The sequence below is a fragment of the Burkholderia sp. D-99 genome, from assembly GCF_011605345.1.
In the GTDB taxonomy this organism is placed as follows: Bacteria; Pseudomonadota; Gammaproteobacteria; order Burkholderiales; family Burkholderiaceae; genus Burkholderia.
This window is the reverse complement of sequence record NZ_JAAOXM010000001.1, coordinates 608,934-632,405: the sequence shown is the minus strand read 5'-3', so window position 1 is coordinate 632,405 and position 23,472 is coordinate 608,934. Positions and strand designations below refer to the sequence as shown.

The following is a 23,472-nucleotide window of genomic DNA, read 5'->3' as shown; positions in this document are numbered from 1 at the left end:
CAGCCGGTCGCGGGGGGCGAATCGCTCGCGTCGCCTGCCCGTTTGCAGCGGTTTCGATCGTGTCGACCGCGCCCGGCGGATACGCGCCCGGTACAGGGTGACCGGTCTCCTGCCGGTCGCCGAACCGCGCTCCATTCGCAACGATGCTGCCCCCGCCGCGGTGAATGCGCAAGACTTTCGCGGGCGTGGTTTACGACTAGTGGCCGGCGCGGCGCGCAGTCCCGCCGGCCGGCCCCCGGGCGACCCGCGCCGCCCGTGTTTCATGTTAATGTCGTGCGCATCCGGCCTGGCCGGGCTTCCGCCACGTGCCGTGCGGGCGCCGCCAGCCATCGCGACATCTCGCGACATCGTGTCGAGGTCAAAAACCATGGCAGTCAGGGCATCTCTCCTGCACTCCGTTCTCGCCACTCCCCCCTCCGGCAACCACCGTGTGACGGCCGCGCTGCGCCCGTCGATGCTCGTCACCCTGTTCGAAGACGTCCGCCCGATGGCGCTCTCCGGGCTCGCGAGCGGCTTCGTCGCGGCCGTCGCGCTGATCCGGCTGCAGCAGCTCTGGTGCCTCGCGTGGCTGATCGTCGACGTCGGCCTGCTCGTCGCGCGGCTCTCGATCGCACGGGCGTACACGGTTCAGCGCGATGCCGGCGACGACCGCGCCGAATACTGGGCGATGCGCTATGCGCCCGTATCGCTCGTCGCGTGCTTCGTGCTCGGCCTCGGCGTGATGGGCTGCGTGCAGGCCATCGACGTCGAGCTCGGCACGCTGTCGGTGATGGTCGCGGGCGGTGTGTTCGGCGGAATCGCGTCGCGCAATTCGGCGCTGCCGCGGCTCGCGATGATGCAGGTCACGCTCGGCGTGCTGCCGATCGGCGTCGGCGCGATGCTGGCCCATCGCTCGGGCGCGTGGCTGCTGCTGCCGCCGCTCGCGATCTATCTCGCCGCGATGCGCACGGTCGTCCAGCGTCACTATCGCGTGCTCGTCGCGCTGATCGCCGCGCGCCAGCGCAACGCCGAACTCGTCGCACGCTTCGACGCCGCGCTCACCTACATGCCGCACGGCCTGTGCATGATCGACGGCGAGCGCCGCGTGATCGTCGCGAACCGGCGCACCGCGCAACTGTTCGGCTCGCCGCGCGAGATCATGCTCGATACGCCGCTGCCCGCCGTCGTCGCGGCGCTCGGCGCGAACGACGCGACCGATCCCGGCGGCGCCCGTCTCGCCGCGCAGTGCGAGATCTGGCTGACCTGCGACGAACCCGCACCGCTCGACGTGGTGCTTGCCGACGGCCGCCAGCTCGAACTGACGCGCCATCGCGTGCCGGACGGCAACGCGGTGATCATCGTCGAGGACGTCACCGCACGCCGCCAGACCGAGCAGCACATCCGGCATCTCGCGCGGCACGATGCGCTGACGGGTTTGCCGAACCGCCACGAACTGCACGCCGAGCTCAAGCGGATGCTCGCGAGCCGGCGGCGCACGCCGGGCCCGGGGCTCGCCGTCATGTATCTCGACCTCGACGGCTTCAAGGCGATCAACGACCGGTTCGGCCACCAGGCCGGCGACGACGTGCTGACGCAGGTCGCCGAGCGACTCGGCAAGACGCTGCCGCCCGGCGAGCTGGCCGCGCGAATCGGCGGCGACGAGTTCGTCGTCGCGATCGACGACACGACGATGCACGCATGCTCGATCCTCGCCGCGCGCATCATCCGGCAGATCTCGGCGCCGTACACGCTGTCGATCGGCGAGACCGTGCGCCTGGGGATCAGCATCGGCATCGCACTCGACGATGGGCACGGCTCCCCCGATGAACTGATCCGGCAGGCCGACAGCGCACTGTACGACGCGAAGTCGGCCGGCAAGGGAATCTACCGCTTCTATTCGAGCGGCAGCAGCCGGGTCACATCAGCCACCGCGAGCTGACCCGGCCGCGCAGCCCGCTTTCTCCCGCCTCCGCATCCTCCCGACGATTCAATTCCGAAACGCTTTGCGCAGCCGCACGTGGCGTCGCGCGCTCGCGTGTCACGTGACGTGTTCCGTAACATCGCCGTCCGCCACCCGTCACGTTGGCTGCAGAAGCCGGCACGATCGAAGCGGCGCAAGGCTTTTCGAGCCTGGCACTCTTATTGCTCCCTGTCAGGGAAACAGGTGGTCAGGGAGACCCAACATGAATACCGTCGAAGTCCTCAGCCGCAGCGAAACCATCGACGAACTGGATGTGATCGACGGCGCATCGCTGATCCGCCGGCTCGTATCCGAACGCCGCATGCCGGCCGCACGCGAAGCCCGATGCGTCGACAATCCGCCGCTGACGCTGTACGGCGCATTTCGCCAGGGCGTCGACGATCACGGCGCGCGCCGCGCGAATCCGTATCGCGCCGGCAGCCGTTTCTGGGCACTGTGGGAAGAAGGACGTCTCGAAGCTGAAACATCGGGCCGGTAAGCCCGCCGCACGCGCCGGCCCTGTCGCGGCGCGGGGCCGGCGCGCAACATCGGGCCCGAATGCGGCCGGCCGGCGCGCCGGCATGCGTTCACCGCTGCAACATCGCGTGGGGTGCCACGTATCGGCTTTGCAACGCGCCCGTACGGATCCATGCGCATGCCGGTTGACGGCGTTCGGCGTTGCGCGCGCCCGGCGCGCCGCGCGGCGGTCGATTCCCGATAAGATGGCGGATTCCGTTCATCGAACGATGCCGCCATGACCGCCTCTTCCTCACACCGCAATCCCATCCACTGCGAAATCGATCTCGACGCACAAGGCAAGCACGCGGGCTACCTGCGGCTGCCGCATTCCGTGCACCGCTCGGCGTACGGCTGGCTGCCGATCCCGATCGCGTCGATCCGCAATGGCGAAGGCCCGGTCGCGCTGGTGATGGCCGGCAACCACGGCGACGAGTACGAAGGCCAGATCATCGTGTCGCAACTGATGCGCGAGATCGAGCCCGAGATGGTCAGCGGGCAGCTGATCCTGCTGCCGATGGCGAATTTCCCGGCGGCGGATGCGGGCCTGCGCGTGTCGCCGCTCGATGAAGGCAACCTGAACCGCAGCTTTCCCGGCGACCCGGCCGGCAAGCCGACGCAGATGATTGCCCACTACATCGAGCATGTGCTGCTGGCGCGTTCGCAGTATCTGGTCGACCTGCACTCGGGCGGCAGCTCGCTGCTGTACCAGGGCGGCAACATGCTCGCGATCGACCCGCTCGACGCCGACGAAGCCGCGAAGCTCAACGGGCTGCTGGTCGCGTTCGGGTTGCAGAATGCGCTGCTGCACGCGCCGAATCCCGTGCACTCGGCATCGGCCGCGCGCCGGCAGGGTGCGATCTCGATCGTGACCGAACTCGGCGGTGCGGGCATGGCCGATCCGTCGCTGATCCGGCTCGGTCGCCACGGGCTGCTGCACTATCTCGGCTATATCGGCCTGCTGAGCGGCGCGCTCGTGCCCGACGCGCCGCCGACCGTCACGCGCTTCATGCGGGTCGACGGCGATCGCCATTTCGTTTATGCGTACGAGCGCGGGCTGTACGAGCCGCTCGTCGAACTCGGCGATCAGGTGAAGGCCGGCCAGCCGGCCGCGTGGGTGCACTTCCCCGATACGCCGCTGCGCGAGCCGGTGCTGCACCGCTTCAAGGGTGACGGCGAAGTGGTGTGCAAGCGCGTGCCCGCGCAGGTGCAGCGCGGTGATTGCCTGTTCCAGCTGGCGGAGTTGTCGGCCCCGCCGAGCATCGGCCAGACGGCCTAACACCGGATCCCTCTCTTTTCCACGCTGTCTGCCAGTCATGGCGGACGGCATGCGCTCGCCATTAACCAACTTGACAAATTAACTTACTTGGTTATGATCGCCAATGGAAAAGAGAAGGCCTCATTGCAAGCTGCCTCACGTCAAGGCGCTGGTCGAATCCGGCCAGGTCCGGTTCACCACGAGTGCGGTATTCGGCGCCCGGCAACTGGGTTTCACGGAAAGGGAGGCGCTCGATGTCGTGATGTCGCTGTCCGACCTCGACTTCCACAAGAGCATGACGACGTACGCCGACCACACGATCTGGCAGGACGTCTACCGGCCGTTGACGGTGCGTGGCGACGTGTACCTGAAACTGACGGTGATCGACGATGTGCTGATCGTGTCTTTCAAGGAGCGATGAAAATGAAGTGCCCTGCATGCGGTGCCGCGAAGCTGGTCCGCGACACGCGAGACATCCCCTATACCTACAAGGGCCGGTCGACTGTCGTCCGCGATATCACCGGCGATTTCTGCCCGGCCTGCGGGGAATCGGTACTGGATCTCGACGAGGCGACCCGTCTCGGCGAAGCGATCGCCGAGTTCAACAAGCAGGTGAACGCGACCATCGTCGACCCGAAGTACATCGCGAAGGTGCGCAAGAAGCTGAGGCTGGATCAGCGCGAGGCGGCCGAGATTTTCGGCGGCGGCGTCAACGCGTTCTCCCGTTACGAGACAGGCAAGACGAATCCGCCGCTCGCCCTCGTGAAATTGCTGAAGATCCTCGACCGTCACCCCGATCTGCTCGCCGAAGTCCGGGCGGCCTAGGCGCTCGCCGGTCGGCATCGCGCATGCGTCAGGCACCGGCTCCGACGCATGCGCGCGCTCCCCGTCATCCCCACCCCACTCCCGCTGCAAGCCTTCTGACGTCCGCCGCGAAATCCTTATCGAAATTGCTTCGTTCGCCTTTGCCGGCCGCGCCGCTAACGTGTTCAAAACGGCGGCGGCCCGCCACCTGCATCACCGCAGGATGCGCACCGGCCGCCGCCATCACGACAACCGCGCCGCGATAACGGAACAGACCGGACGGGCCGCGTGCCCGCACCCCGCCAGGAACGTCCGCATCGCGCGCCCTTCGCGATGCCCATGGCCACGACCGACCGCATCATCGACACGACACCGCTCGACGTCCGCGCGCAACCGCTGATCGACGCGCTGATCGACGAATATTCGACCCGTTACAACGCGTATCGCCCCGACAGCCGCGCGTCTGCGCGCGACGAGCTCGCACGCTACCCGGCCGAGCTGTTCGCGCCGCCCGAAGGCGCTTTCGTGCTGCTGCTGCGCGACGGCGAGACGATCGGCGGCGGCGCGTTCAAGCGCTACGACGCGCAGACCGCCGAGCTCAAACGCATCTGGACCCGCACGGACCTGCGCCGCCAGGGCCTCGCACGCCTCATCGTCGAGGCGCTCGAACGGCGCGCCGCGCAGCAAGGCTATCGCCGCATCTACCTGACCACCGGTTTTCGCCAGCCCGAAGCATGGGCGCTGTACGACCGCACCGGCTATACGCGGCTGTTCGATTCGTCGATCGCCCCCGAGGTGCATTACCACCTGCGGTTCGGCAAAGATCTCGCCGATCCGTCGCGCACGTCGACGCTGGCCGACCTGTGGGCGCCCGTGCCCGAACCGGCGCTGCCGCGCTGACCGCCGCCGCGCCCCCACCTCCCTCCGATTACCGCTTGCCACCACAGGACGCTTTCATGCAACGAGCCGTACCGCTTTCTTCCCGTGCCGCGCGCACGCTGGCCACCGCGTTGATCGGCCTGACCGCGTTCGCCGCAGCCGCGGCCGCCGCAACGTTCGACTTGAGCCCGGAACAGCGCAGCCGACCGCGCGGCGTGGCCGATGCGGCAGTCGAGCGCGCGGTGCCGGCGTCGTTCAAGTTCGCCGAACCGGGCACGCTGACGATCGGCATCGCGCCGAGCCTGCCGCCGATCAGCTCGTATGCGACCGATGCGCGCACGGTGATCGGCTTCGACGCCGACGTCGGCCAGCTCGTGTCTGACAGTCTCGGCCGCAAGCTGAAGATCGTCGCGCTCTCATGGGCCGACTGGCCGCTCGCGCTCGAATCCGGGAAAGTCGACGCGGTGGTCTCGAACGTCACCGTCACCGAGGAGCGCAAGCAGAAGTTCGATTTCTCGACCTACCGCAAGGACCAGGTCGGCTTCTACGTGCGCAACGACAGCAAGATCCAGGCGATCCGCGAGCCCAAGGACGTCGCGGGGCTGCGCGTCGTGACCGACGCCGGCACCAACCAGGAAAAGATCCTGCTCGCGTGGGATCGCGAGAACGTCGCGCACGGGCTGAAACCCGTGCAAATCCAGTACTACGACGACCAGGCGATGCGCATCGTCGCCGTGCAGTCGGGCCGCGCCGATGTCGTGTTCAGCGTGAACTCGGTGCTCGCGTACCAGAGCGCGCAGCAAGGCAAGACGCGGCTCGTCGGCGCAATCAGCGGCGGCTGGCCGCGCACGGCCGACATCGCGATCGCGACGCGCCGCGGCAGCGGGCTCGCCGATCCGCTGACCGTCGCGCTGAACGGGTTGATCAGGAACGGCCGCTACCAGCAGGTGCTCGACCGCTGGAACCTCGCCTCCGAAGCGATCGACCAGTCGCGCACGAATCCGCCGGGGCTGCCAAAGAGCTGAGCGGCGCGCCCGCCCACCGTCCCGTCACGCTCATTTCACTCTCAGGCAGGAACGCCGCTCACCATGTCTTACTCGCTTTCGTTGCTGGACAAGAGTCCGATCGCCGACGGCGCGAACGCCGCCGACGCGCTGCGCTTCACCACGACGCTCGCGCAGCGCGCCGAACAGCTCGGCTACGAGCGCTTCTGGGTCGCCGAGCATCACGGCACGCCAGGCTTCGCCAGCTCGGCGCCAGAGATCGTCGTCACACACCTGCTCGCGCATACGTCGCGCATCCGCGTCGGCTCGGGCGGCGTGATGCTGCAGCACTACAGCCCGTTCAAGGTCGCCGAAACCTTCAAGGTGCTGGCCGCGCTCGCGCCGGGCCGCGTCGATCTCGGCGTCGGCAAGGCACCCGGCGGGTTGCCGCTGACCACGCGCGCGCTGCAGTGGTTCCACGACAAGGCGCGCAAGCCGGACTTCGCGGGCCAGCTCGCGGAACTCGACGCGTTTCTCGGCTGGGGCGTGGCCGAGGATCACCCGCTCGCCGGCGCGGTCGCGCTGCCCGTGCCGCCGCAGGCGCCCGAACGCATCCTGCTCGGCGGCTCGCCGGAAAGCGGCGCGCTCGCCGCGCGCAACGGCTGGCGCTTCTGCTACGCGGGGCATTTCAACGGCGATGACGCGAACATCGAACGCTCGCTGGACGCGTATCGCAGCGCGGGCGGCACCCGGCCGCTGGTCGCGCTGTACGCGGTGGCCGCGCCGACGCGCGACGAGGCCGAGCAACTGATCGGGCCGCTGAAGATCTTCAAGCTGCAGTTCGCGGGCGGCCAGAGCTTCAACCTCGCCAGCGCACAGGCGGCCGCCGAATTCGCGCGGCAGAGCGGCGCGTCCGACTACCGGATCGACGAGCTGCGCCCGACGGTGCTGGCCGATACCCCCGAGCGCGTGCACCGCGCGCTCGATGCGCTGAGCCGGCGGCTCGACGTCGATGCGTTCGTGATCGATTCGCCGGTGACCGACTATGCGGCACGGCTCGCCTCGGCCGAATGGCTCGGCGGCGCGCTGTCGGCCACGCCGTTGCAGGCGGCCCTCGCGGCCGACCGTTTCCTTTCCCCTGACCAGAACGCGTGACGCTCCCATGACGACCCGACGATCGATCCCTTTCGGCCTGATGCTGCAAGGCGCAGGCAGCCACATGAACGCATGGCGGCACCCGAGCAACCCGCCGGACGCGAGCATCAATCTCGATTTCGCGATCGGTAACGCCCGCAAGGCGGAAGCCGCCGGCATCGCATTCGCGTTCGTCGCGGACGGCCTCTACATCAACGAGAAGTCGATCCCGCACTTCCTGAACCGCTTCGAGCCGCTGACCGTGCTGTCGGCGCTTGCGGTCGCGACGAAGAAGATCGGGCTCGCGGGCACGATCTCGACGTCGTACAGCGAGCCGTTCACGGTCGCCCGCCAGCTCGCGTCGCTCGACGCGATCAGCGGCGGGCGCGCGGGCTGGAACGTTGTGACGACGCCGCTCGAAGGCACCGCGAAGAATTTCGGCAAGGCGCATCCCGATCACGCATTGCGCTACGAGATCGCCGACGAATACCTCGACGTCGTGCAGGGCCTGTGGGACAGCTGGGACGACGACGCCTTCGTGCGCGACCGCGCGACCGGCCGCTTCTTCGATCGCGACAAGCTCCACACGCTCGATCACCACGGCCGCTTCTTCCAGGTCGCGGGCCCGCTCAACATCCAGCGCTCCCCGCAGGGGCAGCCGGTGATCTTCCAGGCCGGTTCGTCCGACACCGGCATCGGGCTCGCGGGCAAGTATGCGGATGCCGTGTTCACGCATTCGCCGTCGCTCGACGAAACGGCCGCGTTCACGCGGCGCGTGAAGCAGAGCGCGATCGAGCACGGCCGGCAAGGCAGCGACGTGAAGATCTTCCCCGGCATCGGGCCGATCGTCGGCCGCACGGCCGCCGAGGCCGAGGACAAATACCAGGCGATCCGCGACCTGCTGACGATCGACGAGGCGCTCGCCTATCTGGGCCGCTATTTCGATCACCACGATTTCACGCAGTACGCGCTCGACGCGCCGTTCCCGGAACTTGGCGAGCTCGGCCGCAACAGCTTCCGCTCGACCACCGACCGGATCAAGGCCGACGCGAAACAGAAAGGGCTGTCGCTGCGCGAGACGGCGCTCGCGGTCGCCACGCCGCGCCCGAACTTCATCGGCACGGCCGAGCATGTCGCCGACGAGCTGATCCGCTGGCACGACGCAGGCGCCGGCGACGGCTTCATCCTCGGCTTTGCCGTGCAGGCGCAAGGTGTGGAAGATTTCGTCGAACTCGTGATCCCGGCGCTCGAGGCACGCGGGCGCTACAGCCGCGACCTGCCCGGCGCGACGCTGCGCGACCACCTTGGCCTGCCGCGCAAGGCAAGCCGCCACGCGGCGCCTGACGCGTCGCACGAACCGGCCGCCGAAGCGCACGCCTGACACCCGCCGCCGCGCCGCCCGTGCGCGGCGCGCCCGCCCGCCCGATTCGAGGATTTCCACCGACATGAGCGACACGACCCACCTCGGCGGCGCGCTGCCGCCGCTCTCTTCCCCCGGCGCGCGCGAGCCCGGCACGCGTTTCCGGATCGTGCCCGCGCGCCACCGGTCGCGCACGGCCGGCACCGTGCTCGCCGTCGCGATGATCGCGATCGTCCTGCATTCGATACTCGGCAACCCGCAATGGGGCTGGCCGGTGTTCGCCGAATGGTTCCTGTCGCCGCCGGTGCTGTCGGGGCTCGTGCGCACGCTGGTGCTGACCGCGCTCGGCGCGGTGTTCGGCCTCGTGCTCGGCGCGTTCGTCGCGCTGGCCCGGCTGTCGCGTTCGCGGTTGCTGTCGGCAAGCGCGTGGGCCTTCGTGTGGCTGTTCCGGTCGATTCCGCTGATCGTGCTGCTGCTGATCCTGAACAACCTCGGCTACCTGTACGAGCATGTGCGGCTCGGCGTGCCGTTCACCGACATCGTGTGGTTCGACACGCCGACGACCGACCTGATCAGCCCGTTCCTCGCGGCCGTGCTCGGCCTCACGCTGCACCACGCGGCGTTTTCCGCCGAGGTGATCCGCGGCGGCATTCTCGCGGTCGACCAGGGCCAGCTCGAAGCGGCCGCCGCGCTCGGGCTGCCGCGCGGCCGCCAGACCACGCGGATCGTGCTGCCGCAGGCGATGCGCGCGATCCTGCCGACCGCGTTCAACGACCTGATCATGCTCGCGAAAGGCACGTCGATGGTCTACGTGCTCGCGATGCCGGAGCTGTTCTATACGGTGCAGGTGATCTATCGCCGCAATCTCGAGGTGATCCCGCTGCTGATGGTCGCCACCGTCTGGTACCTGATCATCCTGACCGTGCTGTCGGCCATCCAGGTGCAGGTCGAGCGGCACTATGCGCGCGGTGCGCTGCGCAACCCGCCGCCGTCCGTCGTCACGTTCGCGCTCGCGCGCCTCGGCGTGCTGTGGCGGCGTGTCAGGTCTCGCCGCGACGCGTCGATCGCACGCGCCGAAGTCGATGCCGGTACGGTTGCCGTCGCGCCGCGCGCCGGCGGCGAAGTGGCCGTGCATGGCGTATCGAAACAGTTCGGCATGCAGCGCGTGCTCGACAACGTCTCGTTCGTCGCGCCGCGCGGCAGCGTGACCGTGATCGTCGGGCCGTCGGGCTCGGGCAAGTCGACGCTGCTGCGCACGATCAACCATCTCGAGCGCGTCGACGACGGCTTCATCGACATCGACGGCGAACTGATCGGCTATCGCCGCGACGGCGACGTGCTCTACGAGCTGAAGGAACACGACGTGCTGACGCGGCGCACGGCCGTCGGGATGGTGTTCCAGAACTTCAACCTGTTCCCGCACCTGACGGTGCTCGAGAACCTGGTCGAGGCACCGGTCGTCGTCGGCGGCATCACGCGCGACGCCGCAGAGCGCATCGCCCGCACGCTGCTCGCCCGCGTCGGTCTCGCGGATAAGGCCGACGCGTATCCGCGCCAGCTCTCGGGCGGCCAGCAGCAGCGCGTCGCGATCGCGCGGGCGCTCGCGTTGCGCCCGAAGGTGCTGCTGTTCGACGAACCGACGTCGGCGCTCGACCCGGAACTCGTGAACGAAGTGCTTGACGTGATCAAGGAACTCGCACGCTCGGGCACGACGCTCGTGATCGTCACGCACGAGATCGGCTTCGCGCGCGAAGTCGCGGACAACGTGCTGTTCATGGAGCGCGGGCGCATCGTCGAATCCGGGCCGCCGGCCGTCGTGCTCGACGCGCCGACGCATCCGCGCACCCGCGCGTTCCTGTCGCGGGTGCTGTGATGCGCGCCGCTGCCGGCTTGCGAGGTGCCGCACGATGACCGACCGACGCCAGTTCATGACCGCCGCACTGGTCGCGGCAACGGGCCTGCCGTGGCATGTGGCGCACGCGGCCGCCGCGACGGCGGACCTCGACCCGCGCCAGGCCGGCCGCGTGCGTGCGCAACGCGACGACGCGGCGATCCGCGCGGCAGCCGGCTATCGTTGGGTACGCGAAGGCGCGTTCACGGTCGCGATTTCACCGCACGCGCCGCCCGTGTCGACCTACGCGACCGACGCGCGCACCGTGGTCGGCGCCGATCCCGACTATGCACAGCTCGTCGCCGACGCGCTCGGCCGCACGCTCGCGCTGGTGCCGATCGCTTGGGCCGACTGGCCGCTCGGGCTGACGTCCGGCAAGTACGATGCGGTGATCTCCAACGTCGGCGTAACCGAGAAGCGCAAGGAGAAATACGATTTCACGACCTACCGGCTCGGGCTGCACGGCTTCTACGTGCGCACCGGCAGCCCGATCGCGACGATCGCCGAGCCGAAGGACATCGCCGGCCTGCGCATCATCACGGGCGCGGGGACGAGCCAGGAGCGCATCCTGCTCGAGTGGAACAAGCGCAACGTGGCGCAGGGGCTGAAGCCGGCCGAGCTGCAATATTTCGACGACGATGCGGCGTCGCGCGTCGCGCTGCTGTCGGGCCGCGCCGATGCGGAGCTGAACCCGAACGCATCGCTCGCGTACGAGGCCGCGCGCACCGGCAAGATCCGCCGTGTCGGCGTCGTCAATGCGGGTTGGCCCAACAATGCCGATGTCGCGATCGCGACGCGCCGCGGCAGCGGCCTCGCACCCGCGCTGACGCTGGCGACGAACGCGCTGATCGGCAGCGGTCGCTACGGGCAGGCGCTCGCGCGCTGGGGCTTGCAGAGCGAGGCGATCGCGCGCGCCGAAACCAATCCGCCGGGGTTGCCGTCGTTCTGAAGGCGTCGATACGTCGACGATCAACATGACATCGCCCCGGCATCCCGCAACGGAAATGCCGGGGCGAATCGAAGCAGCCCGTACGTCGTTGCGCCGCGATGTGTCTACGCCGACGCCGCCGCGTGATACCGGTCGAGCTCCGCGACCTGCGCATGAATCGCCGGAATGAGGTCGCGCCCGTAGTCGAGCGCATCGTCGAGCGGATCGAACCCGCGAATCAGGAACGTCGACACGCCGAGCCGGTAATACGCACCGAGCGCGCGCGCGACCTGTTCGGGCGTGCCGACCAGCGCGGTCGAATTCCAGCGCGCGCCGGTCAGGTTCGCGACGCCCATCCACAGCCGCTCGTCGAGCACGTCGCCCTGCGCGGCCGCCGCCATCAGCCGTTGCGAGCCTGCATTCTGCGGCGTGTGGCCGGCAATCGGCTGGCCGTTCGCGAGCCGCGCCGCGCGCACGCGCTCGCGGATCGCCTCGGCCTTCTCCCATGCGGCCGCCTCGGTGGCGGCGACGATCGGCCGGAACGACACGCTGATGCGCGGCGTGCGCCCGAACGGCGCGGCGGCCGCACGCACGCGCGCGATCTGCTCGCGCACCGAATCGAGCGGCTCGCCCCACGTCATGTAGACATCGGCATGCTCGCCCGCAACCGCCAGCGCAGCCGGCGACGAGCCGCCGAAATAGATCGGCACATGCGGCCGCTGCGCACCCTTCACGAGCGGCGACGCGCCGCGCAGCCGGTAGAACTCGCCATCGTGATCGACTGGCGCGTCGGCGAGCCAGATCCGCTTCAGCACGTCGAGATATTCGCCGGTGCGGCGGTAGCGCGCATCGTGCGCGACGAAATCGCCGTCGCGCCGCAGGTCGGTATCGTCGCCGCCGGACACGACGTTCAGCGCGAGACGCCCGCCGCTGAACACGTCGAGCGTCGATATCTGCCGCGCGGCGGCCGACGGCACGATCACGCCCGGCCGGTGCGCGAGCAGGATGCGGATGCGTTCGGTCGCGGCGGCCGCGAACGACGCGACGATGAAACCGTCCGCCGCGTTGCTGAAATGGCCGACCAGGATCTGGTCGAAGCCGGCGGCCTCGTGCGCCTGCGCGAAGCGGCGCACGTAGTCGGGCTGGACGGCCACGCCGCCCGGTACGTCGACCTCCGCGCCGGGCGTCGCGGTGATCATGCCGATGATGTCGACTGGCATGTCGGTATGTCCTTGAGGTGCTTGATAGGGAATTGCGGGAACCACGAAAATCGTGGCAATGACAGCACGATCATTGCGCGGCGGCCGTCTTCTGCGCAGGCGCCGCGAACGCGCCCGCATACGAGCGGTCGAGCAGCTTCGACGTGTCGTACGCAGCCGGAATCACGCCGGCCTTGTGCAGGAAATCGGCCGTGTTCTGCGCGTCCTTCGCTGCCGTCTCGTCGACCGGGCCCACGCGCTGCTTCGCGTTGTTGAGCCAGCGGTACGCGACATCCGGTTCGAGCTTCGCGCGCTTCGCCCACAGGTCCGCGTACTCGCGCGGATGGCTGTCGACCCACTGGCGCGCGGCAACCACGCGCCGCAGGAAATCGGTGATCTCGGCGCGCTTGCCCGTTGCAGCCTGCTCGTTCGCGGCGACGAAGCTCAGCGCCGGCATCAGCCCCTGCGCGGTCGTCACGGGCCGCGCGCCTTGCCGCAACGCGAGCGTGCTGACGAACGGCTCCCACAGCGACACGGCGTCGACCGAGCCGTTCGCGAGCGCGTTGGTCGCATCGATCGGCATCAGGTACGCGTACTTCACCGAATCCGCGCGCAGGCCGGCGTGTTCGAGCGCGCGCAGCACGAGCTGCTGGCTCCACGCGCCACGCCATACGGCGATGGTCTTGCCCTGCAGGTCGGCCAGGGTGCGCACCGGCGAATTCTTGGGGACGAGAATCGCGACGCCGTCGAGGCTCTGGCGCGACACCGCGACCACCTTCACCGGCGCACCGCGCGCGGCCAGCGTGAGCAACGCGGAATCGCCGAGGAAGCCGACATCGATCGCGTTACCGTTCAGGCTCTCGGCAACGGGCGCGGCGGCCTGGAAATGCTTCCATTCGATCGCGTAAGGCAGGTCCTTCAGCACGCCGGACGCCTCCATCGACGCCTGGATGTTGAAGTAGTTCTGTTCACCGACGCGCAGCGTGACGGTGTCTTTGGCCATGCCTGGCTGCGCGGCAAGCGCCAGCAAGAGTGCCGTGACGATTCGGCTCAGCAACGTGATCTCCCGGAAGGTTGGCGGGCGGCCGCGCGATGGCGGCGCCTCGTGGTCCGCCGTGCACGGCGGCCGGCGGAACGGATGGAACCGGTGAAGATACGCCGATCCGATCTATGAAACAAACGCAATATTCTTCTATGTAAAGATGCAAATATTTTATGACCGGGTCGATGTCGCCGGATATCGCCTGCTGCCCTCCCGCCAACCCGGTTCGAATGAATCCTCGACAGATATTTCGTGCGCGAAATAAATTACGCACTATATTTCGCATACGAAATAATGACCCGGAACGAGGACGGCCATGACCTCCCAACCCATCGAGTTTTCCGCCGCCGACGGCTACGCACTGCACGGCACGCTGTGGACGCCGGACGAAGCGCCGCGCGCACTGGTGCTGATCCATCCGGCGACGGCCGTGCCGGAGCGGCTGTATGCGGGCTTCGCGCGGTTCCTGACCGAACGCGGCTTCGCGGCGCTCACCTACAACTATCGCGGCATCGGCGCGTCGCGGCCCGCGCGCCTGGGCGCGCTGCAGGCACGCATGCGCGACTGGATGGAACTCGACGTGGGCGCCGCGACCGCGTGGGCACGGCAGGCCTATGAAGGGTTGCCGCTGCTGGCGGTCGGGCATAGCGTCGGCGGGCATGCGATCGGGCTGTCGGCCGCTACGCCGCATCTGCGCGCGGCCGTGCTCGTCGCCACGCATGCGGCCAGCACGCGACTGATCACGCAGGCGGCCGAACGCCTGAAGGTGCGGCTGATCCTGCGTGTGTTCGGCCCGCTGATGTCGGCGCTGTTCGGCTACGTGCCCGGCAAGCGCCTCGGGCTCGGCGAAGACATGCCGGCCGGCGTGTTCCGCGAATGGGGCCGCTGGACGACGCTGCCGCACTATTTTTTCGATGATCCGACACTCGGCGCGGCCGAGCGTTACGCGAAACAGCAGTTGCCGATCCTTGTGCTCGGCTTCGACGACGACCCGTGGGCGAACCCGACTGCGATCGGGCTGCTGGTAAGCTATCTGACCCGCGCGGCGGTCGAACGCCGCCAGATCGATCCGCATGCGGCGGGCAGCGGCCCGGTCGGGCACATGGGCTTCTTCCGCAGCCGCCCCGGTACCGTGCTGTGGCCCGACGTGGCCGACTGGCTCGCGCAGGCACTCGACACGCCGCGAACCGCGGGACGTCCCCCCCTTTCCATTGCAGCCGGGAACCCAGCTTGAGCGAAGACCGACGACTGTTTTTCATGTTGAACATCGGCCAGCGGCGCGTGCAGCGCTGGATCGACCGCAAGGCGGAGACCGAGACCCGCGCGAGCGCCGCGCAGGCCGGCGTGCTGTTCTGTCTCGCGAAACAGGACGGTGCGCTGATCGGCGAAGTCGGCGCCGCGCTGCAGCTTGCGCCGTCCGCGATGACGGGGCTCGCCGACCGGATGGAGAAAGCCGGCCTCATTACGCGTCACGCCGATTCGGACGACGGCCGCGCGACGCGGTTGTACCTGACCGACGACGGTCACGCGGCGCTCAAGCGGGCGCGCGTGCTGCTGCGCGAGCTGAACGGCAAGCTGTGCGACGGGTTTTCCGACGATGAACTCGATACCGTCGCGCGCTGGCTGCACGCGCTGCAGGAGCGGTTTCCTGCGGAGCGCTGAGCAAGGGCGGAAATGCCGTGTCGCTGCCGCCTTCGCGAGTTCCCCGCACAAACTGGCGTACGTGCCGCCGCGCAATCGACGCGGCGGCACGCACACACTGATGCGTCAGGCAGCCTGCGGTATCGCGGCGACTACGGGTTCGGCTTTCAGCGCGGCGACCTTGCCGATCGTATCGACGCATGCATGCGCGAGTTCCGCGCCTTTCACGAGGAAGTGGTCGTGGAAGAACGCGACATGCTCGGCCCCGTGGAAATGATGCGGCGTCAGAACCGCCGATAGCACCACCACGCCGGTTTCGAGCTGCACCTGCATGAGACCGGAAATCACCGCTTGCGCGACGAAGTCATGGCGATAGATGCCGCCGTCGACGACCAGGCCGGCGCACGCGATGGCCGCGTATTTGCCGGTTTTCGCGAGCAGTTTGGCATGCAGCGGAATTTCGAAAGCGCCTGCCACTTCGAAGAAATCGCAATCCGCCTGGCTCAGGTTCGCGTTGACGAGTCCGCCGACAAACGCGTTTCGGCACTGGTCGACGATCTCCTTGTGCCAGCATGACTGGACAAAAGCGATACGCGGCGCGGCAGTTTGGGAGGGGGAAGCAAGTTGGGTCATCGATGGGTCCTGTGTGAGTTGAATGGGCGCACAGGGAGAAGCCGCGTACCTTGCGTACGCAACGAACCCCGCTCTCTCTCATCCGGACTTTGACCGTCGGCCCCGGAATCCAACCGGGTCTGCTGACCTTGCCGTGCACATGCGTGTCGGCAAGCGCTCGCGGGCTACACGCAATCAATCGCGCGATTACCGCCGGTGGGGAATTTCACCCCGCCCTGAGAACGTTCGCGGCACATTGGCCGCGCCGGAAATCTATCACACTCGCGTCGTGCAAGTCTTCGATGTCACCCGCCCACTTCATGCACTCAACGTGCCCCCGGGTGACCGGCCTCCTGTCCAGCAGCCTTTTCACCAATCCGACGGAAAACCTACGACTTCCTGTCATCCGGCTTGGAATTTGAAATGATATAACATATCATTTCGCGTGCTCGTCCGCCTGACGCCGTTCCACTCCGGGCGGGCGAGCCTCGCCGAGCCATGTTCCAACGGGTCACTACGCGTCACGGACGCAACAATATATCGTATCCAGCCGTGACCCGCATCGCTCGTTATCCGATCCGATTCCAACCGATTCACCGACCATGCGCGACCTCCCTCGTCTACCGCTTCGCCCGCTCTCGTCCCTTTCGCTGATGCTGTTCGCCGCCGTCGCACACGCACAGGCCGATACACCCGCCGTATCCGGCACGCCGCCGGCCACGCCGCTCGCACCGATCTTCGTGACCGCGAACCCGCTCGGCGACAGCGACCTGATCGCGCCGACCGTCCAGCTTTCCGGCGATGCGCTGACGCGCCGCCAGGCCGATTCGCTCGGCGAAACGCTGAACGGGCTGCCCGGCGTATCGACCACCACCTACGGGCCGATGGTCGGCCGCCCGATCATCCGCGGGATGGACGGCGACCGGATCCGGCTGCTGCAGAACGGTGTCGCGGCCTACGACGCGTCGTCGCTGTCGTACGACCATGCGGTGCCGCAGGATCCGCTGTCGGTCGAACGCGTCGAGATCGTGCGCGGGCCGGCCGCACTGCTGTATGGCGGCAACGCAGTGGGCGGCGTCGTCAACACGATCGACAACCGGATTCCGCGCGAAGCGATCGAAGGCGTGACGGGTGCGCTCGACGCACGCTACGGCGGCGCGAATTCCGTGCGCGCGGGCGCCGCGCAGGTCGAAGGCGGCAACGGCCGCTTCGCGTTCCACATCGACGCGTTCGACCGCGAAACGAGCAAGCTGCGGATTCCCGGCTACGCACGCAGCGGCGCGCAACGCGCGATCGACGGCCCCGACACGCCGCAGCCGTACCGCAACGTGCCGAACAGCGACGGCCGCGTGCACGGCGGCGCGCTCGGCGCGTCGTACACGTGGACGGACGGCTTCGCGGGCCTGTCCTACAGCGGCTACGAATCGAACTACGGCTCCGTCGCGGAGAGCGACGTGCGGCTGCGGATGCGCCAGGAACGCCTCGCGCTCGCGTCCGAGGTACGCAACTTGAGCGGGCCGTTCACGAAGCTGAAATTCGACTTCGCGTACACCGACTATCGCCACAAGGAAGTCGACAACGGCGAAACCGCCACCACCTTCCGCAATCGCGGCTACGAGGCGCGCATCGAGGCAACCCATCGCAAGATCGGCCCGTTCGAAGGCGCGATCGGCGTGCAGTTCGGCCAGAACACGTTCTCCGCGCTGGGCGACGAGATGCTCGTGCCCTCCACGCGCACGAACAGCGTCGCGCTGTTCGGCCTCGAGGAATGGCAGGTCGTCCCGGCGCTCAAGCTGAGCCTCGGCGGCCGTTTCGAGCACGTGAAGGTCGATCCCGATCCGGCCGGCGTCGAGAAATTCGCGGGTGCACAGCCGCGCGAATTCAACGCGGGCAGCCTGTCGGCCGGCGCACTGTTCTCGCTGACGCCCGTGTGGTCGGTGGCGGCCAACGTCGCGTACACCGAACGCGCGCCGACCTTCTACGAGCTGTATTCGAACGGCCCGCACGATGCGACCGGCCAGTTCCTGATCGGCAACCCGAACGCGTCGAAGGAAAAAGCGGTGTCGACCGACCTGTCGCTGCGCTACGCGAGCGGCCCGAATCGCGGCAGCGTCGGCGTGTTCTACAACCGCTTCTCGAACTACCTGGCCGAGTACAACACGGGCCGCGTGGTGAACGACGACGGCGAACCGGTCGCGCCCGGTACCGACGGCTCGCTCAACGAGGCGATCTACCGTGGCGTGCGCGCCGAGTTCTACGGCATCGAGCTGGACGGCAAGTGGCGCGCCTTCGCGCGGCGCGGCCATACCGTCGACCTGGAACTGACGGCCGACTACACGCATGCGCGCAACGTCGACACGGGCCAGCCGCTGCCGCGCATCGCGCCGCTGCGCGCGACGCTCGCGGCCGACTACGGCTACGGCCCGTTCGGCGCGCGCGCACAGGTCACGCATGCGTGGTCGCAGCATCGCGTGCCGGACAACGACGCTTCGACGGACGGCTACACGTCGCTCGGCGTGATGCTGACCTACAAGTTCCGCATGGGTCCGACGCACTGGCTCGCATACCTGCGCGGCGACAACCTGACGAACCAGGAAATCCGCTATTCGACCTCGGTCGTGCGCGGCTTCGCGCCGGAAGGCGGCCGCAGCGTGATGGCCGGGTTGCGCACCACGTTCTGACCCTCTCATGGTCCGCGGCGCCCGCCGCGGGCTGCTCTGCGGCGCCTCCACTCCGCGCCGCATTTCCGTTTATCGGCCATTACCGCCAATCGCGCGGCACACACCGACGACACGCATCGGTTCCCTCCCCAATTAGATCGCAACGAAATTCCCTTATTCACCCATAAATCGAAACAAATTCATCAGACGATTATTAGCAAAAAGACTGTTTTTGTTTCAACCAATAAAACCGGTTTCAAATTCCACGTATAAACCTTTTAATCACGGGCGCTCCGGCGTTTTTTCGATTGAAATCAAGAGCGCCCACCCGACAAGGTTTCAGCGATAAAAAAACTAATATCAGGGTTTTCGAAGGGTAAAGAATCATTCGGTATACCCGTTAATGCCGGCACGAGCCCGTATCTGGTCGAACAATAAATCCAATTTGCCAACCACACGCGCAGAGGCACAACGTGAAAATCGCCAGAATGAGCATCAAAACAAAACTCCTTGGCGGCTTCGGCCTGCTCGCCGCGGTCGTCGTGATCGTGTCGGGCATGGCACTCAAGGCGCTATCCGATACGAATGCCGAGTTTTCCCGCTACATGAACGGCATCAGCGCGCGGGCGACCCTGTCCGCGCAGATCCGCACCGCAGTCGACCGGCGCGCGATCGCCGCGCGCAACCTCGTGCTCGTGACCAAACCGTCCGACCTCGAGCTCGAACTGGCCGAGGTAAACCAGGCGCACAAGGACGTGCAGGAGCATCTCGCGAAGCTCAAGGACATGATGGCGAACGCGACCGACACCTCCGATCGCGCGCGCGAACTGGTGGCCGACATCGTCCGCATCGAATCCAGTTACGGGCCCGTCGCGCTGCGCATCGTCGGGCTCGCGCAGGCCGGCAAGAAAGACGAGGCGACCGCCGACATCGACGACAACTGCCGCCCGCTGCTCGCGCAACTGGTGCGCGCGACCGACGCGTACGCGTCCTACACGCATGAACGCGAACTCGCGATCGCCCAGCAATTCGCGGATCGCTATGCGATGGAGCGCAACCTGCTGGCCTGCATCTGCCTGATCGCGGTCTCGATCGCGGCCTGCGGTGGCCTGTGGCTGACGCGCAAGATCACGGTGCCGATCGGCTCGGCCGTGGACGTCGCGCGCACGGTCGCGAACGGCGATCTCGGCAGCCGCATCGACGTGAGCGGCAACGACGAGACGCGCGATCTGCTCGAAGCGCTGCGAACGATGAACGAGCGGTTGATCGGCATCGTCGGCCGCGTGCGCGATTCGTCGAACAGCATCGCGCATGCGGTCGGCGAGATCGCATCGGGCAACCTCGACCTGAGCCAGCGCACCGAGGAACAGGCCGCGTCGCTGCAGGAAACCGCCGCGACGATGGAGGAATTCACGTCGACGGTGCGGCTGAATGCCGAGAACGCGCAACAGGCGAGCACGCTCGCCGCGAACGCGTCGGATGTCGCGCATCGCGGCAGCTCGGTGGTCGGCCGCGTGGTCGACACGATGACGGAGATCGGCCACAGCTCGTCGAAGATCGCCGACATCACGGGCATCATCGAAGGCATCGCGTTCCAGACCAACATCCTCGCGCTGAATGCGGCCGTCGAAGCGGCGCGTGCGGGCGAACAGGGCCGCGGTTTCGCGGTCGTGGCGAGCGAGGTGCGCAGTCTCGCGCAGCGCTCGTCGACGGCAGCGAAGGAGATCAAGGAACTGATCTCCGCGTCGGTGCAGACGATCCGCGACGGCTCGGCGCTCGCCGGCGAAGCCGGCAAGACGATGTCGGACGTCACGCAGGCCGTCGCGCGCGTGACGGACATCATGGGCGAGATCGCAGCCGCGTCGGCCGAGCAGAGCCGCGGCATCGACCAGGTGAACCTGACGATCACGCAGATGGACGAGACGACCCAGCAGAACGCGGCGCTCGTCGAGCAGGCCGCAGCCGCTTCGAAGTCGCTCGAGGCACAAGGCCGCGAGCTGTCCGAAACGGTCGCCGCGTTCCGGATGCCGTCCGGCACGCACGTGACGCCGTCGGGCGCGTACGCGCAAGAGCCCGCCATGCATCACTGGCAACCGGCCACCGCGTAACGGATACCGCAAGGAGACGACGGTGCGCACGCTGTCTCGCCGGTCTGCCTGCGTCACGCTTGCGCGTACCGCGCGATGCGCGGCCGCATGCGGGATGCGGTGCGGTTGTGCATCGTCGCCGTCGGGCGCTGCCGGTTCGCACGCGCGACGTCGCGCTTCCCCGATTCGCGTCGCGCGTGCGCGGCACGCGTGCGGGTAGCTCGCGCATCGGCATAGCCGCATCATCGAAGGTCGGTTCTACCGACCGGCATGGCATCGCGCGCGTGTCCGAAATGCGCATCGTCACGGACGATCGCGTGCGATGCGCGGTCCTCCTCATGGCATGGCGCATGCTGCGTTTGCAGCGTCGCGCAAGTTTCGATCCCGGCCATGTATCGTGCGTTGCCACACCGACGACATGGAGATCACGCTGCATTCGCACGCGCATCGCCCGCCGATGCAGACTTTTAAAACGAACGAATGACGAGTATGCTTAAAAAAGCACTCCCCGTTCGGACGGCGAATCGCGTGCCCTGACTCCCGTCCGATCGCATTGCGGCCCCATCGCTTCGCACATCGCGTGCCGATGGCGGCGTCTGCTTCTCGCGCCACGGCCGCACGAACCTTTCCCCCAACAATCGTCAGGAGAGCTAGTGAGCCGACTCGTCGTCGTATCCAATCGCATTGCAGATCCCCGTAAAGCCGCGGCCGGCGGGCTCGCCGTTGCCGTGAAAGACAGCCTGCAGGAATCCGGCGGCGTCTGGTTCGGCTGGAGCGGGAGGCTGCGCGGCGACGACGATCAGCCCACGCATGGCGACGAGGTGCAGATCCAGAACGTCGGCGGCATCCAGCTCGCGACGATCGATCTCGACCCGCAGGATTACGACGCTTACTACCTCGGTTATTCGAACAACGTGCTGTGGCCGGTGTTTCACTACCGGCTCGATCTCGCGCAGTTCGACCGTCGCTTCGCCGACGGCTACCGGCGCGTGAACCAGTTGTTCGCGCGCAAGCTGCGCACGCTGTTGCGGCCCGACGACACCATCTGGGTCCACGACTACCAGCTGATTCCGCTCGCCGCCGAGTTGCGCGCGATGGGCTGTACGAATCCGATCGGTTTCTTCCTGCACATCCCGATGCCGCCGCCGCCGATCATGGCCGCGATCCCGGAACACGAATGGCTGATGCGCTCGCTGTTCGCCTACGATCTCGTCGGCTTCCAGACCGAGTCGGATCTTCTCCACTTCGAGCATTACGTCGAAGCGGAAGCCGGTGCCGCGCGGCTGCCCGACGGCCGCCTGCGCGCGTTCGGCCGCACGTTGTCGGCCGGCGCCTTCCCGATCGGCATCAACGTCGACGAGTTCGAATCGCTCGCGCGCGATCGCGAAGGGCTCGACATGTTCGAACGGATGCGCGACGAGTATTCGCGGCGTCAGCTCCTGGTCGGGGTCGACCGGCTCGACTACACGAAGGGGCTGCCGCAGCGCGTGCATGCGTTCCGCCAGTTGCTCGAGCAATATCCGGAGAACCGCGACCGTGCGACGCTGATCCAGATCGCCGCGCCGAGCCGCGAGGATCTCGGCGCATACGACGACCTGCGGCGCGAGATGGACAGCCTGTGCGGCGCGATCAACGGCGACTACGGCGAACTCGAATGGATGCCGATGCGCTACATTCACCGCACCGTTGCGCGCAAGCGCTTGCCGGGCCTCTATCGTGCGAGCCGCGTCGCGCTCGTCACGCCGCTGCGCGACGGGATGAACCTCGTCGCGAAGGAATTTCTCGCCGCGCAGGACGCAGCCGATCCGGGCGTGCTCGTGCTGTCACGTTTCGCCGGCGCGGCCGAGCAGCTGAAGTCAGCACTGCTCGTCAATCCGTACGACACACAAGGCACGGCGCAGGCGATCCAGCGCGCGCTCACGATGCCGCTCGAAGAACGCCGCCAGCGTCATGCGGCGCTGATGGCGATCGTGCGCAAGACCGACGTGCACTGGTGGCGCACGCGCTTTCTCGACGCGCTCGCCGAAGCGGCGGAAGTCGCGGCCGCGACCGAATCCTGACGCGCGCTCACGCGTTCGTCGTCGCGTATTCGAGCGCCGCGCCGCTTACGTCGCACAGGTCGACCGACACCGGAATGCCTTCGCGCAGGCTCTCCGTCAGCACGCAATACGCATCGAACTGATCGAGCACGCGCGTCGCCGCCGCGAGATCGGCCCACGTCTTGCCGATCGACAGTCGTACCGACATCGCGCCCACGCGCACCCTGCCTGCTTCGTTCTGCACCATGTCGACATCGATGTGCGCGGCAATCGGCTGCGGATCGACATGCTGCTTTTCCAGTGCGAACAGCAGGCTCGCCGCGAGACAGGTCGCGACTGCCGCGGCCAGCAACCGGATCGGGTTCGGCCCGCGTCCGTCGCCGAGCGGCGGCGGCTCGTCGGTGAGCACCGGCGACAGCGTCGTGCCGGCAAATGCCACTTCGAAACAGAAACGCGCCTGCTGCGCGACATCGACCGATACGTGCGCCTCGCTCATGGCG

The 23,472-nt window shown here is 67.7% G+C and carries 20 protein-coding genes and 1 riboswitch; of the genes, 16 read left to right on the top strand and 4 right to left on the bottom strand.

What is annotated here, in order from left to right; all coding sequences use genetic code 11:
* The first annotated feature begins 367 nt into the window (after positions 1-367).
* From HAV18_RS02820 to HAV18_RS02770, 11 genes are all read left to right on the top strand, one after another.
* Positions 368-1,918, top strand: a complete 1,551-nt coding sequence (locus HAV18_RS02820) for a sensor domain-containing diguanylate cyclase (RefSeq protein WP_166952464.1) — start codon at positions 368-370, stop codon at positions 1,916-1,918.
* 244 nt (positions 1,919-2,162) lie between these two features.
* Entirely contained in the window at positions 2,163-2,438 is a 276-nt protein-coding gene (locus HAV18_RS02815) for a hypothetical protein (protein ID WP_166952453.1), read from the top strand.
* 255 nt (positions 2,439-2,693) lie between these two features.
* Entirely contained in the window at positions 2,694-3,734 is a 1,041-nt protein-coding gene (locus HAV18_RS02810) for a succinylglutamate desuccinylase/aspartoacylase family protein (protein WP_166952451.1), read from the top strand.
* Positions 3,735-3,837: 103 nt separating this feature from the next.
* Positions 3,838-4,134, top strand: coding sequence for a type II toxin-antitoxin system MqsR family toxin (locus HAV18_RS02805; protein WP_166952449.1), 297 nt, complete (start codon positions 3,838-3,840; stop codon positions 4,132-4,134).
* A gap of 2 nt (positions 4,135-4,136) precedes the next feature.
* A complete protein-coding gene (locus HAV18_RS02800; RefSeq protein ID WP_166952446.1) occupies positions 4,137-4,538 on the top strand; it encodes a type II toxin-antitoxin system MqsA family antitoxin in 402 nt (133 codons plus the stop codon).
* Positions 4,539-4,856: 318 nt separating this feature from the next.
* Positions 4,857-5,417 (top strand): GNAT family N-acetyltransferase, encoded by a 561-nt coding sequence (locus tag HAV18_RS02795; RefSeq protein ID WP_166952443.1) that lies wholly within the window; start codon positions 4,857-4,859, stop codon positions 5,415-5,417.
* 56 nt (positions 5,418-5,473) lie between these two features.
* Positions 5,474-6,421, top strand: a complete 948-nt coding sequence (locus tag HAV18_RS02790; RefSeq protein ID WP_166952440.1) for an ABC transporter substrate-binding protein — start codon at positions 5,474-5,476, stop codon at positions 6,419-6,421.
* 63 nt (positions 6,422-6,484) lie between these two features.
* On the top strand, positions 6,485-7,534 hold the full coding sequence (locus HAV18_RS02785) for an LLM class flavin-dependent oxidoreductase (protein ID WP_166952437.1): 1,050 nt from the start codon (positions 6,485-6,487) through the stop codon (positions 7,532-7,534).
* 7 nt (positions 7,535-7,541) lie between these two features.
* On the top strand, positions 7,542-8,894 hold the full coding sequence (locus tag HAV18_RS02780; RefSeq protein WP_166952434.1) for an LLM class flavin-dependent oxidoreductase: 1,353 nt from the start codon (positions 7,542-7,544) through the stop codon (positions 8,892-8,894).
* A gap of 64 nt (positions 8,895-8,958) precedes the next feature.
* Positions 8,959-10,746, top strand: a complete 1,788-nt coding sequence (locus tag HAV18_RS02775; RefSeq protein ID WP_166952431.1) for an amino acid ABC transporter permease/ATP-binding protein — start codon at positions 8,959-8,961, stop codon at positions 10,744-10,746.
* Between the two features lie 34 nt (positions 10,747-10,780).
* On the top strand, positions 10,781-11,713 hold the full coding sequence (locus tag HAV18_RS02770; protein WP_166952428.1) for an ABC transporter substrate-binding protein: 933 nt from the start codon (positions 10,781-10,783) through the stop codon (positions 11,711-11,713).
* Between the two features lie 104 nt (positions 11,714-11,817).
* Here the strand turns inward: HAV18_RS02770 and HAV18_RS02765 are convergent, their stop codons facing one another.
* On the bottom strand, positions 11,818-12,912 hold the full coding sequence (locus tag HAV18_RS02765; RefSeq protein WP_166952425.1) for an LLM class flavin-dependent oxidoreductase: 1,095 nt from the start codon (positions 12,910-12,912) through the stop codon (positions 11,818-11,820).
* Between the two features lie 70 nt (positions 12,913-12,982).
* Positions 12,983-13,894 carry an ABC transporter substrate-binding protein gene (locus HAV18_RS02760; RefSeq protein WP_166952422.1) on the bottom strand — a complete coding sequence of 304 codons (912 nt, stop codon included), beginning with the start codon at positions 13,892-13,894 and terminating at the stop codon, positions 12,983-12,985.
* A 355-nt stretch (positions 13,895-14,249) separates the two neighbouring features.
* Between HAV18_RS02760 and HAV18_RS02755 the strand changes: the two genes are divergently transcribed.
* Together HAV18_RS02755 and HAV18_RS02750 are read left to right on the top strand one after the other, a co-directional pair.
* A complete protein-coding gene (locus HAV18_RS02755; RefSeq protein WP_166952419.1) occupies positions 14,250-15,167 on the top strand; it encodes a serine aminopeptidase domain-containing protein in 918 nt (305 codons plus the stop codon).
* On the top strand, positions 15,164-15,595 hold the full coding sequence (locus HAV18_RS02750; protein ID WP_166952416.1) for a MarR family winged helix-turn-helix transcriptional regulator: 432 nt from the start codon (positions 15,164-15,166) through the stop codon (positions 15,593-15,595). Before HAV18_RS02755 ends, HAV18_RS02750 begins: the two co-directional genes overlap by 4 nt.
* Before the next feature lie 105 nt (positions 15,596-15,700).
* Here HAV18_RS02750 and HAV18_RS02745 read toward each other — a convergent pair whose 3' ends face one another.
* Positions 15,701-16,207, bottom strand: a complete 507-nt coding sequence (locus HAV18_RS02745; RefSeq protein WP_166952413.1) for a 6,7-dimethyl-8-ribityllumazine synthase — start codon at positions 16,205-16,207, stop codon at positions 15,701-15,703.
* Between the two features lie 66 nt (positions 16,208-16,273).
* Positions 16,274-16,434, bottom strand: a riboswitch (FMN riboswitch).
* A 354-nt stretch (positions 16,435-16,788) separates the two neighbouring features.
* Between HAV18_RS02745 and HAV18_RS02740 the strand changes: the two genes are divergently transcribed.
* The 3 genes from HAV18_RS02740 (at position 16,789) to otsA (ending at position 22,993) form a co-directional block, all read left to right on the top strand.
* Positions 16,789-18,867: a TonB-dependent receptor gene (locus HAV18_RS02740; protein ID WP_243771527.1), complete on the top strand. Its 2,079-nt coding sequence runs from the start codon at positions 16,789-16,791 to the stop codon at positions 18,865-18,867.
* A 467-nt stretch (positions 18,868-19,334) separates the two neighbouring features.
* Complete coding sequence (locus HAV18_RS02735; protein WP_208101649.1) at positions 19,335-20,954, top strand: methyl-accepting chemotaxis protein; 1,620 nt, start codon at positions 19,335-19,337, stop codon at positions 20,952-20,954.
* Between the two features lie 632 nt (positions 20,955-21,586).
* A complete protein-coding gene (gene otsA / locus HAV18_RS02730; protein ID WP_166952407.1) occupies positions 21,587-22,993 on the top strand; it encodes an alpha,alpha-trehalose-phosphate synthase (UDP-forming) in 1,407 nt (468 codons plus the stop codon).
* Positions 22,994-23,000: 7 nt separating this feature from the next.
* Here the strand turns inward: otsA and HAV18_RS02725 are convergent, their stop codons facing one another.
* The gene (locus HAV18_RS02725; RefSeq protein ID WP_166952404.1) at positions 23,001-23,468 is read right to left on the bottom strand and encodes an OsmC family protein; all 468 of its coding nucleotides are present in this window, start codon (positions 23,466-23,468) and stop codon (positions 23,001-23,003) included.
* Positions 23,469-23,472: the final 4 nt, after the last annotated feature.